The organism is Saccharothrix sp. NRRL B-16314, assembly GCF_000716595.1.
Lineage (GTDB): Bacteria > Actinomycetota > Actinomycetes > Mycobacteriales > Pseudonocardiaceae > Actinosynnema.
On sequence record NZ_JNXC01000039.1, the window covers coordinates 1 to 15,131 of the forward strand.

General features: G+C 69.5%; 16 protein-coding genes. 9 read left to right on the forward strand and 7 right to left on the reverse strand.

The genetic code is table 11. The features are described 5' to 3' along the window. Positions 1–127 precede the first annotated feature (127 nt). The gene (locus tag OQ02_RS34895) at positions 128–907 is read left to right on the forward strand and encodes a phosphodiesterase (RefSeq protein ID WP_033442949.1); all 780 of its coding nucleotides are present in this window, start codon (positions 128–130) and stop codon (positions 905–907) included. 456 nt (positions 908–1,363) lie between these two features. Here the strand turns inward: OQ02_RS34895 and OQ02_RS34900 are convergent, their stop codons facing one another. Both OQ02_RS34900 and OQ02_RS34905 read right to left on the reverse strand, forming a co-directional pair. Next, positions 1,364–1,786, reverse strand: coding sequence for a carboxypeptidase regulatory-like domain-containing protein (locus OQ02_RS34900; RefSeq protein WP_442973724.1), 423 nt, complete (start codon positions 1,784–1,786; stop codon positions 1,364–1,366). Positions 1,787–1,845: 59 nt separating this feature from the next. Continuing rightward, entirely contained in the window at positions 1,846–2,451 is a 606-nt protein-coding gene (locus OQ02_RS34905) for an RNA polymerase sigma factor (RefSeq protein ID WP_033442950.1), read from the reverse strand. A gap of 440 nt (positions 2,452–2,891) precedes the next feature. On the opposite strand from OQ02_RS34905, the gene OQ02_RS34910 reads away from it, so the two are divergent. The 5 genes from OQ02_RS34910 (at position 2,892) to OQ02_RS34930 (ending at position 8,006) form a co-directional block, all read left to right on the forward strand. After that, entirely contained in the window at positions 2,892–3,545 is a 654-nt protein-coding gene (locus OQ02_RS34910; RefSeq protein WP_033442951.1) for a copper homeostasis protein CutC, read from the forward strand. 99 nt (positions 3,546–3,644) lie between these two features. Next, positions 3,645–4,922, forward strand: a complete 1,278-nt coding sequence (locus OQ02_RS34915; RefSeq protein ID WP_033442952.1) for an extracellular solute-binding protein — start codon at positions 3,645–3,647, stop codon at positions 4,920–4,922. After that, positions 4,919–5,809, forward strand: a complete 891-nt coding sequence (locus OQ02_RS34920; RefSeq protein ID WP_033442953.1) for a carbohydrate ABC transporter permease — start codon at positions 4,919–4,921, stop codon at positions 5,807–5,809. The genes OQ02_RS34915 and OQ02_RS34920 overlap by 4 nt, the downstream gene beginning before the upstream one ends. Beyond that, entirely contained in the window at positions 5,806–6,651 is an 846-nt protein-coding gene (locus OQ02_RS34925) for a carbohydrate ABC transporter permease (protein ID WP_051773168.1), read from the forward strand. Before OQ02_RS34920 ends, OQ02_RS34925 begins: the two co-directional genes overlap by 4 nt. Beyond that, positions 6,651–8,006, forward strand: a complete 1,356-nt coding sequence (locus tag OQ02_RS34930) for a beta-N-acetylhexosaminidase (protein ID WP_442973725.1) — start codon at positions 6,651–6,653, stop codon at positions 8,004–8,006. Before OQ02_RS34925 ends, OQ02_RS34930 begins: the two co-directional genes overlap by 1 nt. A gap of 24 nt (positions 8,007–8,030) precedes the next feature. Here the strand turns inward: OQ02_RS34930 and OQ02_RS34935 are convergent, their stop codons facing one another. Then, positions 8,031–8,252, reverse strand: a complete 222-nt coding sequence (locus OQ02_RS34935) for a PspC domain-containing protein (RefSeq protein ID WP_033442954.1) — start codon at positions 8,250–8,252, stop codon at positions 8,031–8,033. 150 nt (positions 8,253–8,402) lie between these two features. On the opposite strand from OQ02_RS34935, the gene OQ02_RS34940 reads away from it, so the two are divergent. Next, on the forward strand, positions 8,403–9,287 hold the full coding sequence (locus OQ02_RS34940; RefSeq protein WP_033442955.1) for an AAA family ATPase: 885 nt from the start codon (positions 8,403–8,405) through the stop codon (positions 9,285–9,287). A gap of 94 nt (positions 9,288–9,381) precedes the next feature. On the opposite strand, the gene OQ02_RS44385 is transcribed toward OQ02_RS34940, so the two are convergent. From OQ02_RS44385 to OQ02_RS34950, 4 genes are all read right to left on the reverse strand, one after another. Next, on the reverse strand, positions 9,382–10,164 hold the full coding sequence (locus OQ02_RS44385) for a hypothetical protein (RefSeq protein ID WP_156077498.1): 783 nt from the start codon (positions 10,162–10,164) through the stop codon (positions 9,382–9,384). A gap of 152 nt (positions 10,165–10,316) precedes the next feature. Beyond that, positions 10,317–10,748 (reverse strand): very short patch repair endonuclease, encoded by a 432-nt coding sequence (locus OQ02_RS43065; RefSeq protein ID WP_081916162.1) that lies wholly within the window; start codon positions 10,746–10,748, stop codon positions 10,317–10,319. 10 nt (positions 10,749–10,758) lie between these two features. Further along, entirely contained in the window at positions 10,759–11,550 is a 792-nt protein-coding gene (locus OQ02_RS34945; RefSeq protein ID WP_197043635.1) for a GIY-YIG nuclease family protein, read from the reverse strand. A 4-nt stretch (positions 11,551–11,554) separates the two neighbouring features. Then, positions 11,555–12,736 carry a DNA cytosine methyltransferase gene (locus OQ02_RS34950; protein ID WP_231500355.1) on the reverse strand — a complete coding sequence of 394 codons (1,182 nt, stop codon included), beginning with the start codon at positions 12,734–12,736 and terminating at the stop codon, positions 11,555–11,557. Between the two features lie 139 nt (positions 12,737–12,875). On the opposite strand from OQ02_RS34950, the gene OQ02_RS34955 reads away from it, so the two are divergent. Further along, positions 12,876–13,961 carry a vWA domain-containing protein gene (locus OQ02_RS34955; RefSeq protein ID WP_156077500.1) on the forward strand — a complete coding sequence of 362 codons (1,086 nt, stop codon included), beginning with the start codon at positions 12,876–12,878 and terminating at the stop codon, positions 13,959–13,961. Continuing rightward, positions 13,954–15,060 (forward strand): XdhC family protein, encoded by a 1,107-nt coding sequence (locus tag OQ02_RS34960; RefSeq protein ID WP_033442956.1) that lies wholly within the window; start codon positions 13,954–13,956, stop codon positions 15,058–15,060. The genes OQ02_RS34955 and OQ02_RS34960 overlap by 8 nt, the downstream gene beginning before the upstream one ends. Positions 15,061–15,131 lie beyond the last annotated feature (71 nt).

Genomic DNA, 15,131 nt, shown 5'->3' on the forward strand with positions numbered 1-15,131 from the left:
GCCACCCGCCACCCCCGCCACCCGGCTACCTCCGCCGCTCGCCGCAGCCCGACCGCCGCAGCCCAGCCGCCGCAGCCCAGCCGTCATCGCCCCGCCCCGCTCGCCTACGAGGACTGGAGCCGACCACGTGCTCATCGCGCACCTGAGCGACCCGCACCTGCGCACCGACGCCCTGGCCGCCGAACCCGCCGCCTCCCTGCGCCTCGCGCTCGGCCGGGTGCTGGCACTGGACCCGCGGCCCGACTGCGTGGTGATCACCGGGGACCTGACGGAGTACGGGGACGTCGACTCGTACGCCCAGCTCCGCGAAGTCATCGGAGCCTTCCCGCTGCCGCTCCACCTGACCACCGGCAACCACGACAACCCCGCCGCGATGCTGGAGGTGTTCGGCGGCACGTCGTTCCTCGGCGGCGGGTCGTCGGCGCATTACGCGGTCGCCCATCCGGGCTTCACGGTCGTCGCCCTCGACTCGTGGCGGACCGACGGGCCTGCCGGGCACCTCGGTGACGATCAGCTGTCGTGGCTGGACGACGTCCTCGGTCAACGCCCCGACGTGCCCGCCTTCGTGTGCCTGCACCACCCGCCGGTCGCGGTGGGTGTGCCGTTCCTCGACGGGATGCGGCTGGAGAACGGGCCGGCTCTCGGGGCTGTGCTCGCCCGTCATGGCAACGTGGCGCGGGTGCTGGCCGGTCACGTGCACCGCGCGATCAGCGTGCCGTTCGCCGGCACCTTGGTGTCCGTCGCACCGAGCACCTACCGCCAGACGTCGTTGACGCTGCGCGCCGACCGGGAGATCGGGTACCTGGCCGAGCCGACCGGGTTCCTGCTGCACGTGGCCACCGAGTCCGGGTTCGCCACGCACACGGTGCAGGTGAGTCATGCGGGGGCGTTGATCGGCGGGTTCTGACGGTTCGCGAGTCCGACGGTTCGCGAGTCCGACAGTTCGCGGGGTTCGACGGTTCGCGGGTTCTGAGGTCGGCGATAGGCGAGAGGTCGGCGATACCCCGGAGGGTGGCGATACCCAAGAGGTCGGGTGAGAGATCGAGCTGGGTCGACGGAGGCCGACGACAAGCGGAAGTGCTGTGGAGCCCGGTCGTCGTGGACATGCGCCGGGGGCCACGGGTGGGTGAACTGCGGTCGGGTTCGGCCGGTGCGTTGGGTCGGTCGCGTCGGGCCGGTCCCGTTGGTCGAGTCGGTCGAGCCGGTCGGTCGGGTCGGGACCGTGGCTGGGACGGCGGCTGTGACGGCGGCTGGGGCCGTGACTTGGGACGGCGGCTGGGACCCTGGCAGGGACCGGGACCGGGGCGGCTGCTCGCACCGCGACTGGGCGGCGGCGCCTCTGGAGGCCGCGTACGACGAACCGCTACAACATGATCGTCGGTGTCACGACCGTCCGGCCCCGCTCACCCCGCGCGTTCACCAGGTGCACCACGATCTGCGTGGTCCCGGCGGGTACGTCGGACAGGACGAAACGGCCACCGTCGTCAGCCTTCGTGGTGCTGGACGCGTGTTCCGCCACCCGCACCTCGACGGTGTGCTCCCCGGCCGGCACCAGCCAGCCGTCGATCCGGTGCCTCGCCCCGGTCGACGTGAAGTTCACCATCAACGTCAGGTTGTCCACCGTGAACGTGATCGTCCCGGGGCTCCCACCACGCACCCCGGCGAACGAACCGGCACGCTCCCAGCGGGCCACTTCGACGTCCAGGTTCTCCAATGCCACCGCGAACTGGATTCGTTCGACGAGCCCCGGTGGGGGCGCGTCCAACTCGTACACCAGGCGGTTCAGTTCAGTGAGGACAGCGGTGTCCTCTTGGCCTCTGCGGTCATCGCGCGGGTCGATGTCGTTCACCGCGATCCTCCTTCCGCGTCGAGATGTGTGCGCAACATGGTCAGGCACCGGCCCCTCGTGGGGCCGATGCTGCCGCGCGGCATGGACAGTGCTTCTGCTACCGCGCGGTACTCCGCGCGCCCGGCCAGCACGGTGAGCCGCAGGAGTTCCTGGCACTTCTGCGACAGCCGTCCGAACGCCCGCCACAACCGGTGGTCCCGGTCGTCCACCAGGGCGGCGTCCTCGGGCAGGCCGTACTGGCTTTCGAGTTGTTCCGACAGCTCGTCGCTCAGCGACGCTTCGCGACGAGCCGGTGTCCAGGTCCGTTGTGCCTCGCGGCGCGTCGCGACGACGAGCCACCCGGCCAGCGCCCGGGGTTCGATCAACCGGTCGAGGTGGCGCAGCAGCGCGAGCCAGACCGTCTGCACCACGTCCTCCGCGGTGTTGCGGTCCAGCCCGTGCCCGCGGGCGACGTGCCACACCAGCGGGGTCAGGTCGGCTACCAGCACGTCCAGTGCCCGCCGGTCGCCGTCGCGCGCGGCGACGACGCAAGCGGCGTGCCGGTCCGTGCCGTCCAGACCTTCCCACGGTGGGCGCTCACCGGCCGTGCGCAGTTCTCCCACGTCGTCACCTCCTTCTCGGCGTCCCCCAGCCGAAGCTGATCGTCACACACCACCGTCACCGGTGGTGCGGTGGCGGTCCGCGATGCCCCCCTCGCACCGCGGACCGCCCTTCCCCCCTCACCCGACGGGCGACACCGATCGGCACCCCTCGAAGCCGACCGAGGCCACCCTTCCCCCAGCGGTCTCAGTCCGGCTCCCCGATGCCGTCGGGCGTGGCATCGGGCCGCACGCCAGGCGGGGTGACGCTCATGCGTTCCCCCTCCGTCGTGGTCGAGGACCGGTCATCAGATAAGGAGTGAGTAGTTCTACGCTGGATACGTCGGCCCCCGTTAACAGTTCACTGTTTGTGTCGGAGGGCTGACTGGCCGCAGGCGTGCCCGACGTCCAAGACCACCCGGACGAGCTAACGGCGCCGCGAACCCGTCGGTATGGTCTAGACCATGCTTGAGGTCATTGCCCTGGACGCCGCCGACGCCGAGGCCGCGCAGGCCGGCGGGGCGCACCGGTTGGAACTCACCGTCGACATGGCCGCGGACGGGCTGACGCCCCCGGTCACCGTGCTGCGCGAGGTGCTGGCGGTGACCGACCTGCCGGTGCGGGTCATGCTGCGCGACGCGCCCGGCTTCGCGCCCGGCGACCTCGACCGGCTCAGGAGGGACGCGGCGGCGCTGCGCGACGCGGGTGCGTCCGAGTTCGTGCTCGGCTTCCTCGACGCGAACGCGTGGGTGGACGAAGCGGCGTGCGCGGCGCTGGTCGGGGAGTTGGCCGGCTGCGCGTGGACGTTCCACCGCGCGCTCGACAACTCCGCGGACCCCGAGGCGGCGTGGGCGGTCGTCGGGGGACTGGGCTGCGACACGGTGCTGGCGGCGGGGAGTCCTCGCGGCGTCGCGGACGGGTTCCCGGTGCTGGAACGCCTCGCCGCGCGGCAGGGCGGGGTTCGGCTGCTGGTCGGGGGAGGGCTGAAGGTCGAGCACGTGGCGCCGTTGAGGGCGGTCGGGGTCACCGGGTTCCACGTCGGGGGCGCGGTTCGACCGGACGGGTGGGGTGGTCCGCTGTCCGCCGACGCCGTCCGGATCTGGGCAGATTTGGTCTAGACCGTCCGCCGATCCGGACATTAGCATCGCCGTTGCTTCCTGTGGAATAGCCGTTGCGTATTACGCAACAGGCCGATCACACCTGAAGGGTGGGCGAGGATGCGGATCGCAGTGGCAGCGGCAGCCGTTGGCGCCGTCGTGCTGGCCGGGTGCGCCCCGGTCCAGTCCGGCTCGGCGCCCACCGGCGGTGACGAGCGGACCGGGCAGCTCCGGGTCTGGCTGTTCGACGAGGTCAACCGGGGCCCGAAGGAGGCGGTCGTCCGCGAGGCGGTCACCGAGTTCGAACGGGCGCACCAGGGCGTGACCGTCGACGTCCAGTACATCCAGGTGCAGACCCGCGCCGAGCGGTTCAAGGCCGCGTTCAGCGACCCGGCCAGCGCGCCCGACGTCGCCGAGTTCGGCAACACCGACCTGGCCGGCTACGTCGCGGGCGGCGGGTTCGCCGAACTGGACCTGGGCCAGTGGCCCGACGCGAAGGACCTGCTGCCCGCCGTCCTCGACACCGGCAAGGTGGACGGCAAGGTCTACGGCGTCCCCTGGTACGTCGGCGTGCGCGCGCTCTACTACCGCACGGACATCTTCCAGGAGCTGAACCTCGCGCCACCGGCGAAGCTGGACGAGATCGCACCGCTCGCACGGCGGATCCGTGCCGCGAAACCGGACATGCTCGGCATCTCCGCAGGCGGCAAGTACACCTACGGCGCGATGCCGTTCGTGTGGGCGAACGGCGGCGACATCGCCCGCAAGGACGGCGACAAGTACGTCTCCACCATCGACAGCCCCGAAGCGAAGGCCGGTCTCCGGCAGTACACCGAGCTGATCGCGGACGACATCTGCCCGCCGGCCCAGTGCGCGGGCAACGGCGGTGACGCGAGCGTCGAGGCGTTCCGCGCGGGCAAGGCGGCGATGGTGGTCGGCGGCGACTTCAACCGCAAGTCGGTCGACGCGTCCAGCGCCGCCGGGAAGTACGCCGTCGTGCCGCTGCCGGGGAAGGACGCCGGTGACATCGCGCCGGCGTTCGCGGGCGGGAACCTGCTCGGCGTGATGAAGGGCAGCTCGCGCCGGACGCTGGCGGACGAGTTCGTCCGGCTGCTGGGCGGCAAGTCCTACCAGCGCAAGATGTTCGACGCGATGGGCAACCTGCCGACGTTCGGGGACGTGCAGGCGGACGTCGCGAAGGCCAACCCGGTGCTGGACCCGTTCATCAGGACCCTGGAGGCGGGCACGCGGTTCGTGCCGGTCACCCCGGACTGGGCCAAGATCGACGCGCAGGCCGTGCTGCCGACGCTGTTGCAGCAGGTCGCCGCCGGTGGTGAGGACCTGGACCGGGCCGCCGCGCAGGCCGCCGAGCAGATGAACGCCGCTTTCGGCGGATGATGCCGACGAGGAGGGGCGACGGGCGGATCGCGTTCGCCTACCTCGCCCCGGCGTTGCTGGTGCTGGCCGGGCTGCTGGGCTACCCGATCTACCAGCTCGTGCTGATCTCCCTGTTCGACTACGGCCAGGAGCAGGTCAGCGGTGGCGCGCCGCTGACGTTCCTGGGGCTCGGGAACTACGCGGAACTGCTGTCGCAGGACAGGTTCTGGGCCGTGCTCGGGCAGACGGTCGGGTTCGCGGCGGTGTGCGTCGCGGGGACGCTGCTGGTCGGCGCGGCGCTCGCGGTGCTGGCGACGCGGGTCCGGACGTGGGCGCGGATGACGTTGTTCCTGGCGGCGCTGGGCGCGTGGGCGACACCGGCGGTGGCCGGGTCGACGATCTGGCTCTTCCTGTTCGACGCCAACTTCGGGTTCGTCAACGAGGTCCTGGGCACCACCGGGTTCTCCTGGACCTACGACAGGTGGGTGGCGTTCGGGCTGGTCGCGGCGCAGGTGGTGTGGTGCTCGTTCCCGTTCGTCATGGTCACGCTGTACGCGGGCATCAAGTCGATCCCCGGTGAGGTGCTGGAGGCGGCGGCGCTGGACGGGGCGTCGACCGCGAAGACGGCGACGAGCGTGATCCTGCCGCTGCTGCGGCCACTGCTGATCGTCGTGACCATCCAGTCGGTGATCTGGGACTTCAAGGTGTTCACCCAGGTCTACATCATGACCGGCGGCGGCGGGATCGCCGGGCGGAACCTGGTGCTCAACGTCTACGCCTACCAGCAGGCGTTCGCCGCGTCCGAGTACGGGCTGGGCGCGAGCATCGGCGTGGTGATGACGGTGCTGCTGCTCGCCGTCACGGTCGGCTACCTGCGGGCGTTGCGGCGGAGCGGGGAGGTGCTGTGAACCGGCGGGTGTCGCGGGGCGTCGCGGAGGGCGTCACGGTCGTGGTCGCCGCTGTGGTGGCGTTCCCCCTGTACTGGATGGTGCTGACGGCGCTGAAACCGGAGGCGGAGGTGATCTCGGCCGATCCCCGGCCGTGGACGCTCGCGCCGACGTTCGACAGCTTCGTGCGGGCGCTGACCGTGCAGAGCTTCGGCCGCTACCTGCTGAACAGCGTCGTGGTGGCGGTCGCGGTGGTGCTGCTGAGCCTGCTGATCTCGTTCCTGGCGGCTGCCGCGCTGACCCGGTTCCGGTTCCGCGGCCGGACCACCCTGCTGATCATGCTGCTGGTGGTGCAGATGGTGCCGGTGGAGGCGCTGACCATCCCGCTGTTCTTCCTCATGCAGTCCGTGCGGGACGTGGCGCCGGTGTTCGGGCTCAACCACCTGGGTTCGCTGGTGCTGGTGCACCTGGCGTTCAGCCTGCCGTTCGCGATCTGGATGCTGCGCGGGTTCGTCGCGGCGGTGCCGGTGGAGCTGGAGGAGGCGGCCACGCTGGACGGCGCGTCCCGGTTCCGGTTCCTGTGGCAGGTGCTGTTCCCGCTGGTGGCGCCGGGGCTGGTGGCGACGAGCGTGCTGTCGTTCATCCACGCGTGGAACGACTTCCTGTTCGCCAAGACGTTCATCATCTCGGCGGCGGAGAACCAGACGCTGCCGCTGGCGTTGCAGGTGTTCGTGAAACCCGACCAGAACGACTGGGGTGCGATCATGGCCGGTTCGACGTTGATGACGATCCCGGTGCTGGTATTCTTCGTCCTGGTCCAGCGGCGGCTGGTCGCGGGCCTGGCGGGGGCGGTGAAGTCGTGATCCTGCCGCGTCCGGTGTCGTTCGCCGGGGGAGGGGGCGAGGTCGGGTTCGACGGCGCGGTGCACGTCTCGCGGGTGGGTGGGCCGGCCGAGGGGTACCGGCTGTCGATCACCCGGGACGGCGTCCGGATCAGGGCGTCCGACGACGCCGGCGAGTTCTACGCGCGGCAGACGCTGCGGCAGTTGAGCGGGCCCGCGGCGTTCCGGGCCGTTCCACCGGATCGGGTGGTGTTGCCGGTGTGCGAGGTGGAGGACCACCCGCGGTTCGGGTGGCGCGGGGTGATGCTGGACGTGGCGCGGCACTTCCTGCCCAAGCCCGACCTGCTGCGGTACGTCGACCTGCTGGCCGCGCACAAGCTGAACGTGCTGCACCTGCACCTGACCGACGACCAGGGCTGGCGGTTCGAGTCGCTGAGGTTCCCCCGCCTGCACGAGGTCGGCGGGTGGCGGGCCGACTCGCGGTTCGGCGACCGGCGGTCCGGCGGCATGGCCGGACGGCCGCACGGCGGCTACTACACCCAGGACGACCTGCGGGAAGTCGTCGCGTACGCGGCGCGGCGGCACATCGCGGTGGTGCCGGAGATCGACGTGCCGGGGCACAGCCAGGCGGCCGTCGCGGCGTACCCGCACCTCGGCGCGCACGGGGGCGGCGTGTGGACGGACTGGGGCGTCAACCCGAACGTGCTGCGGCCCGACGAGTCCACTGTGGACTTCTACCGGCAGGTGTTCGACGAGGTGCTGGACGTGTTCCCCGGCGAGGTGATCGGCCTCGGCGGCGACGAGGCGGAAGGTGGTGCGGCGGAGGGCGGTGACGGCTGGTTCGTGCGCCGGATCGCGCAGCACCTGCACCAGCGCGGACGCCGCCCGTTCGGGTGGGACGAAGTGCTCGACGCCGGTCCGCTGCCCACCCGCACCGTCATCGCGTCGTGGCGCGGCGAGGACCCCGGCCTCACCGCGTCGGAACGCGGGCACGACGTGGTGATGTGCCCGGAGGAGCACCTGTACCTGGACTACCGCCAGTCCGACGACCCCCGTGAACCCGTCCCCGTCGGCACGGTCACCACGCTGGAGGACGTCTACCGGTACGAGCCGCCCGACTGGGTGCTCGGCGCGCAGGCGAACGTGTGGACCGAACACCTCGACTCGCCGCGGCGCCTCGACTACGCCGCGTTCCCCCGGTTGAGCGCGTTCGCCGAGGTCGTGTGGAGCCCCGCCGGGCGGGACGTGGCGGAGTTCCGGACCCGGCTGGCCGAGCACCACCTGCCGCGGCTCGACGCGCTCGGTGTCGAGTACCGCCCCCTCGACGGTCCCCGGCCGTGGCAGGAGCTCCCCGGCGTGCCCGGCTTCCCCCGGTAGGTCCCCGGTAGGTCCCGGTGGGTCTCAGTCCTCCTCGGGCATGATGATCCACGCCGCGAGGTAGAAGACGGCGCCGGCGCCGAACCCGAAGAGCGTGGCGGCGACCAGCAGGATGCGCAGCAGGGCCGCGTCCACGCCGATGAGCTTGGCGACGCCGCCGCACACGCCGGCGACCATCTTGTCGTTCCGGCTGCGCTGGAGCTTCTTGACCTTGGCTGTGGCTTCGTTGAGCACGTCGTTCGTCATGGCTCAAGAGTGCGCCGCCGGGCGTTGCGGGACATCGGGGACGCACCCTGACTTCACCCGGACCCGCGCTCTCGGGGTTCCACCAGGCTCGTGACGCGCCTCCCAGCGCGGCACGGCGCCGGGCCGCTCCCGCCGCCTACCCTCGGACCTGTGACGCCTGACGCACCTGAGGAGCTCGCCGCCGAGTTGGACCGGGTCGGCTACCTGCCGGACGCGGGCATCGCGACCGCGGCCTACCTGGCGCTGCGCATGCACCGCCCGCTGTTCTGCGAGGGCGAGCCGGGCACCGGCAAGACGTCCCTCGCGGTGGCCCTGGCGCAGGCCCTCGACCTGCCGCTGATCCGCCTCCAGTGCCACGAGGGCATCGACGCCACCCAGGCCCTCTACGACTGGGACTTCCCGCGCCAGCTGCTGCACCTGCGCGCCCTCGAAGCGGCCGGGCCGGTGGACGCGGAGGCGGCCGAGGCGTCCCTCTACACCCGCCGCTTCCTGCTCGCCCGCCCGCTGCTCCAAGCCCTCGAAGACGCGCCGTGCGTGCTGCTGGTCGACGAGGTGGACCGGGCGGACGACGAGTTCGAGGCGTTCCTGCTGGAGGTGCTGGGCGAGAACTCGGTGACGATCCCGGAGCTGGGCCGCGTCACCGCGAAGACGCCACCGCTGGTCGTGCTGACGTCCAACCGGACCCGCGAGGTGCACGACGCCTTGAAGCGCCGTTGCCTCTACCACTGGCTGGAGCACCCCGACCTGGCCCGGGAGGTGGCGATCCTCCGGCGTCGGCTGCCCGGCGTCACCGAACGCCTCGCGCACCAGGTGGCGTCAGCCGTGCGGCGGTTGCGCGACCTCGACCTGATCAAGCCGCCGGGCGTCGCCGAGTCCCTCGATTGGGCGGAAGCCCTGCTCACCCTCGGTCGCACCGAGCTGGACGCGGAAACGGCGGCCACCACGCTCGGTGCCGTCCTGAAGTACCGGGAAGACGCGCAACGCGCCCTTTCCGCCGGTGTGCCGGCCGGCGTGAGCGGGAGCACAATCGTCTGATGACCGGAGCCGGCGCGTCGACCGGGTGACCTCGCGTTGAGCCTCGCCGGCGGCCAGTTCTAAGTCGAGGGTTGAAGCGGTCCGCAGTTGCCCGCTACTTCCGTGCGACTTCCATGAACACCTGGCGTTCCCGGGTGATGCCTGCGTGGCTGTACAACTGCTTGAGTAGCCTATTCATGGCTTCGATCGAGAACAGTCGGAATCCGTTGACAACCTGCTTTTCGTCCGCCGTGACCTGAATCTCGAATGACGACATTTCCTTAAATGCCTCATTATTCCAGTGTGCTGACTCTGCGGTGTTTCGCTTCTGCTCGCGTTCATTTTTTTCGCGCTGTCGTTCGATTTGCGGTCGACTCTCGCTTGGCCCGAAGTACGCATTTACACGCATCGTGTGGCCGTTCATATGCACCACGAGGTCGGACTTCAGCTTCCAGTCCACTCTGGGGTCGTACAGCACCATTCCGACTTTGGCTCTATCTTCCAAGGCCTCCACGAGGCATGCGTACAGGTACGTTTCTGCCATTCCAGACTCGTACCAGGCTCCCACTCGTTGCCGCATTCCGTCGCGAAGGTCGTCCTCGAAGTATTCTTTGTACCGATCCTTCTTCGGGTGATCCTCGGTATATGCTTTCTGGCATAAGTTGAAGAACTTTTCGAACGAGAAAAGCCGGTAGCCTGTGCTGTGGCCATGTAAAGAGAGGGCTGTGAACAGTGCCCGCCATGCTGGGAAATTGGCCTTCCATGCCCGAGGGTCTCGCGTGTCATTCGGGTAAAACCTGTCCAAGTTGCTCAACTCTTGCTTGAAGCGGCTTTCGTACATATCGACCGACATCGGTAGTGACTCTTTTCGTTTGTTCTGTGCTTCCGTGTCGTGCATGTGTCGTATGGTATGGAGTGCCGTATCCGCTCTAGGTGACACCTGTGGCGTATTCCGCACGGGCGCAAGTTTTAGGCGAGCGGAGCGCGTTCCGCGTGGTGGCCTTGCTCTTAATGTCCGGCTGCCTTTTAGGCTAGGCGAGCGGAAATTCATCAGGTGATTCGACCGGTGTGGGATTCGACTTGCCTTGCGATCATTTCAGCGGTCGCGTCCAAGTCGTCGTGTTCCCATACGACGGTCAGCGTCCAACCCGCTTTGTCAAGGAGCGCTGCGGTGTCCTCATCGCGCCGAATGTTTCGCTGGACCTTTTCGGACCAGTAGTGGCCGTTTGCGGACGGGGCGCGGTAGTGCTCCGGGCATCCATGCCAAAAACAACCGCGCACTTCGACCGCGATCCGTGCCCGGCGGAAGACGATATCAACGGTGCGCCGCACTTCCGGCAATGGTCTCGCGCAAACCCGGTAGCGGAGACCCATCGCGTGCAGTGCCCTGCGCAATCGTAGTTCCGGTTTGGTGTCCCGGCTCTTGTTTGCTTGCATGGACTTGCGGGCTGCCTGGCTGGTGGCCCACGAGTCTTTGGCCATTTCACTCACCTCAGTCGTGCTCGTCGAAGTCCAGTTCCTCATCACCTTCGGCGGTGTCTGTGTCGGCATCGTTGAGCGGTCGGTTGACGTCTCCGACCAAGCCGTACATGTTGATGGCTGCGGCGCTCGGTTCGGGCCGGCCTTCGGCTTCGGAGAGTCGAGTGGCCGCCAGGTAGGCAAGCCTGACCGCCTGGATGACGAGCACTCGTCGCAGGCCTGCGGACACCTCGCCACGTTCGTGGGCGACGGCCGCGAGCCGGGAGACGGTCTCTGCCCGGCGGGCGATACGCACATCGGGATGCCCGCGCTCGGCTCGTGTCGTTTCACTGATCAAATGGAACCTCATAGAAGGCGGCAACTCGCCTACCGGAGAGACGGGCGGAATCTTCTCGTTGAGGATCGCCTTGAATCGACTGTCTTCAATCGCGCACGTGTACGCCGTGTACTCGACGCGGTTCAGGTGCTGCTTCGCCCCTGCCTTCGCTGGCCCGGCGATGCCTTCGTACTCCCAGAGGGGCCAGAGTTCCATCTCAGCCACCTCGAAAACATCCAGGATGCGCATCGCCACGGCGTCCGTACGCTGATTGCTCAGGTGCCTGCGGATCCGGGTGCGCAAGCGCTCATTGGTCTGACCAACGTAGATCGGCTCGCCCTCGTAGTCATAGAAGGCATAGCAACCCCATTGTGCGTCAGCCCATTTGCGCCCTAGCTCGTCCTTCGTTTCCAGCGCTTGTTCGAGCAGGGCTCGGAAGTCTTGGACCGACTTCGCCGGCAGGCTCTTCCTGGGTGGCTTGCGAGACATCCGGTCAGGCTCCCACAGAAACCAATCGCCTGTCCGCGTTTTGGGTGCTCTTCTTGACCATGGGCATCAGGTAGTGTTCGGCGAGCCACGCGACAGCTGGAACGCACACCGCGTCGCCGAACCCGAAGACGAGGTGGCCGTCCTTGTGGCCGGCGATGGTGTAGTCACCCGCGCCCATGAGGCGGGCGTACTCGACGCCGGTCATCCAGCGGACTCTGAGTTCGCCGTGTCCGACCTCGACCACGGCCTGCTTCGAGGAGCCGCCGCGAGCAGTGCGGAGACAACCCGCGATGTCGTCCGGGCGGATCTCCCACTGAGGCCTGCCCTGGCGAGTCCTGCGGTAGGCGGTCCGGTGCGTCCTCTTCCGCGCCTTGCGCAACTTCTCCAGGCGGTCGACTTGGAGGGGTGAGAGTTGAGCCTCGAAAGAGGCCACTCGGCCGGTGTCCCACCAGCGAGGGTCCTCTGTGGGTAGTCGCTCAACGGCCTGTGACAGCGAGATATCTGGGGACGGGTCGATGTCAGGGAGCAGGTACTGGTGAGTCTGCAGGGACTCGTCGTCGAACGGCGCTCGCAGCCATGCGGGCCGGAGCATCGGGTTCGCGCCGGGCGTGTCCGGGGGAGGTGTCCGCGCGCCCACGACGAACAGACGAGGCCGCGACTGTGGCACGAACCACCGAGCGTCCAAAGTGAGCACATCTACGGAGTACCCGAGGTCGTTCAGTTCCCTGACCGCAGCCTTGAGGTCCTCACCGCCGTGACTCGTGGCCAGGCCGACGACATTCTCGAGGGTGACCACCTCGGGGCGCTCACTGACGGGCAGTTCACGCAGGATGCGGGTGAACTGGTAGAACGCGGATGACCTGGCCCCGCTCAGCCCGAGGCGCGCTCCAGCCAGCGACACGTCGACGCACGGCGACGAGGCCCAGGCGAGCGATAGACCGCAAGGAAGGTCTTCGCCACGGATGTGCGTGATGTCACCTTCGATGAAGGTGTGGTCGCTCTCTTGACCGAAGTGTCTGGCGTACATGTTGTGCTTGGCCGGATCGATGTCATTCGCCCAAGGGATGCGGAACCCGGCAGCCTCCAAGCCGAGCCTGGCCAGGCCGATACCTGCGAAGAACTCCGCTGCGGCTGGTTCCGTGCGCTCGAACGGCAGCATCAACGCGTTCTCGACTAGCTTCGACACGGCAGGCACTGGAGGGAACCTACTCTCTTCACCACACGACGCCGAACATCGCACTCATGTTCGATCCTAAGGCTGGGTCTCTGATCATGCTGGACGACCGGTCATGCGCGATGGTCGTGATCTGGAGCACAATCGTCTGATGACCGGAGCCGGCGCGTCGACCGGGCTCGTGGGGTTCGCCCGCGCGCTCCGGCACGGTGGCGTCGCGTGCGGGCCGGACCGGGCGCAGGCGTTCGTCGCCGCCGTCGACCACCTCGACGTCGCCGAGCGGGACCAGGTCTACTGGGCCGGTCGGCTCACCCTCTGCGCGGAGCCGGACGACCTGCCCCGGTACGACGCGGCGTTCGCCGCCTGGTTCGGTGGGATGCCCCCGCAACCGCCGGGTAAACGGGTCCGGCAGACCAGCCACTTGGCCGCGCTCGGCGAGGGCGCCGCGAAGCACGACGGGCGGGCGCCGACGCTCAAGGTCGCGGCCAGTGACGTGGAAGTGTTGCGGCGCAAGGACATCGCCGAGCTCAGCGCGGCCGAGAAGCGGCACCTGCACGAGCTGCTGGCCGCCCTCGACCCGGTCCCGCCGACCCGCCGCGCCCTGCGCCGCACCCCCTCCCGGCGGGGCGTGATCGACCCGCGCCGCACCCTGAAGGACATGCTCGCCACCGGCGAGTCGACCCGGCCACGCCGCCGCAGCCGGACGACCCGTCCGCGCAAGGTGGTGCTGCTGATCGACGTGTCCGGCTCGATGAAGCCCTACGCGGACGCCCTCCTCCGCTTCGCGCACGTCGTCTCCCGCCGGATGCCCGTCGAGGTCTGCACCCTCGGCACCCGGCTGACCAGGGTCACCCGCCAGCTCCGCCACCGCGATCCCGACCAGGCCATGGCCGCCGCCGCCCGCGCCGTCCCCGACTTCGAGGGCGGCACCCGGCTCGGCGAGACGATCAAGGTGTTCCTGGACCGCTGGGGCCGGCGCGGCGCCGCGCGGCGGGCGGTCGTGGTCATCTGCTCGGACGGCTGGGAACGCGGTGACCCGGCCCTGCTGGCCGACCAGGTCGAGCAGCTGAAACGCCTGGCGCACAAGGTTGTCTGGGTCAACCCGCACGCCGGCCACGACGGCTACCTGCCCGTGCAGTCCGGTATCGCCGCCGCCCTGCCGCACCTGGACCGGCTGCTCGCCGGCCACAGCCTCGACACCCTGCACGCCCTGCTGGAGGAGGTACGACTTGCGTGACGTCCTGGCCGAGCTGGCCCGTCGCGTCGACCGGGGTGAGACCGTCGGCGTGGGGACGGTCGTCGCCACGTTCAGCTCCGCGCCCCGACCTCCCGGCGCGTCGATGCTCGTCGGCGCGGACGACGCGGTGGCCGGCAGCGTCTCCGGCGGCTGCGTCGAGGGCGCCGTGTACGAACTGGCCAAGGAGGTCGTCCGGTCCGGCGCGCCGGTGCTCCAGCGGTACGGGGTCAGCGACGACGACGCGTTCGCGGTGGGCCTGACCTGCGGCGGGATCATCGACGTCTACGTGGAGTCGATCGACAAGGACTCGTTCCCCGAGCTGCCCGAGGTGCTGGAGGCGGTCGAGGCGCGCGAGCCGGTCGCCGTCGCCACGGTCGTGGAACACCCCGAGTGGGTCGGCCGGCGGCTGGTCGTCCGGCCCGACCGGGCCACCGGCGACATCCCCTCGGACCGGGCGCGGGACGCGATCACCGACGACGCGCGCGGCCTGCTCGCCACGGGCCGCAGCGGCACGCTCCACTACGGGCCGGACGGCCAGCGGCGCGGTGAGGGCATGACGGTGTTCGTGAACTCGTTCGAGCCGCCGCCGCGGCTGCTGGTGTTCGGCGCGATCGACTTCGCCGCCGCCCTGGCGAGGCTGGGCTCGTTCCTCGGCTACCGGGTCACGGTGTGCGACGCGCGGCCGGTGTTCGCCACGAGGTCCCGGTTCCCGGAGGCCGACGAGGTGGTCGTGGACTGGCCGCACCGCTACCTCGCCGCGCAGGCCGACGAGGGACAGGTGGACGAGCGCACGGTCGTCGCCGTGCTCACCCACGACCCGAAGTTCGACGTGCCGCTGCTGGAGGTCGCGTTGCGGCTCAAGGTCGGCTACGTCGGCGCGATGGGTTCCCGCCGCACGCACGACGACCGGCTGCGGCGGCTCCGCGAGACGGGCCTGACCGAGGGCGAACTGGCCCGGCTGGCGTCCCCGATCGGCCTCGACCTGGGCGCGCGCACGCCCGAGGAGACGGCGGTGTCGATCGCGGCGGAGATCATCGCGCTGCGGTGGGGCGGGGGAGGTGGGCGGCTGGGTCGCACGGACGGCTCCATCCACAAGTGAGGGGGTTGTTTGACGCGACAACTAAGAGCAGGCTCGGTTGTGACTCCCATCACCACCACACATGGAGGGTC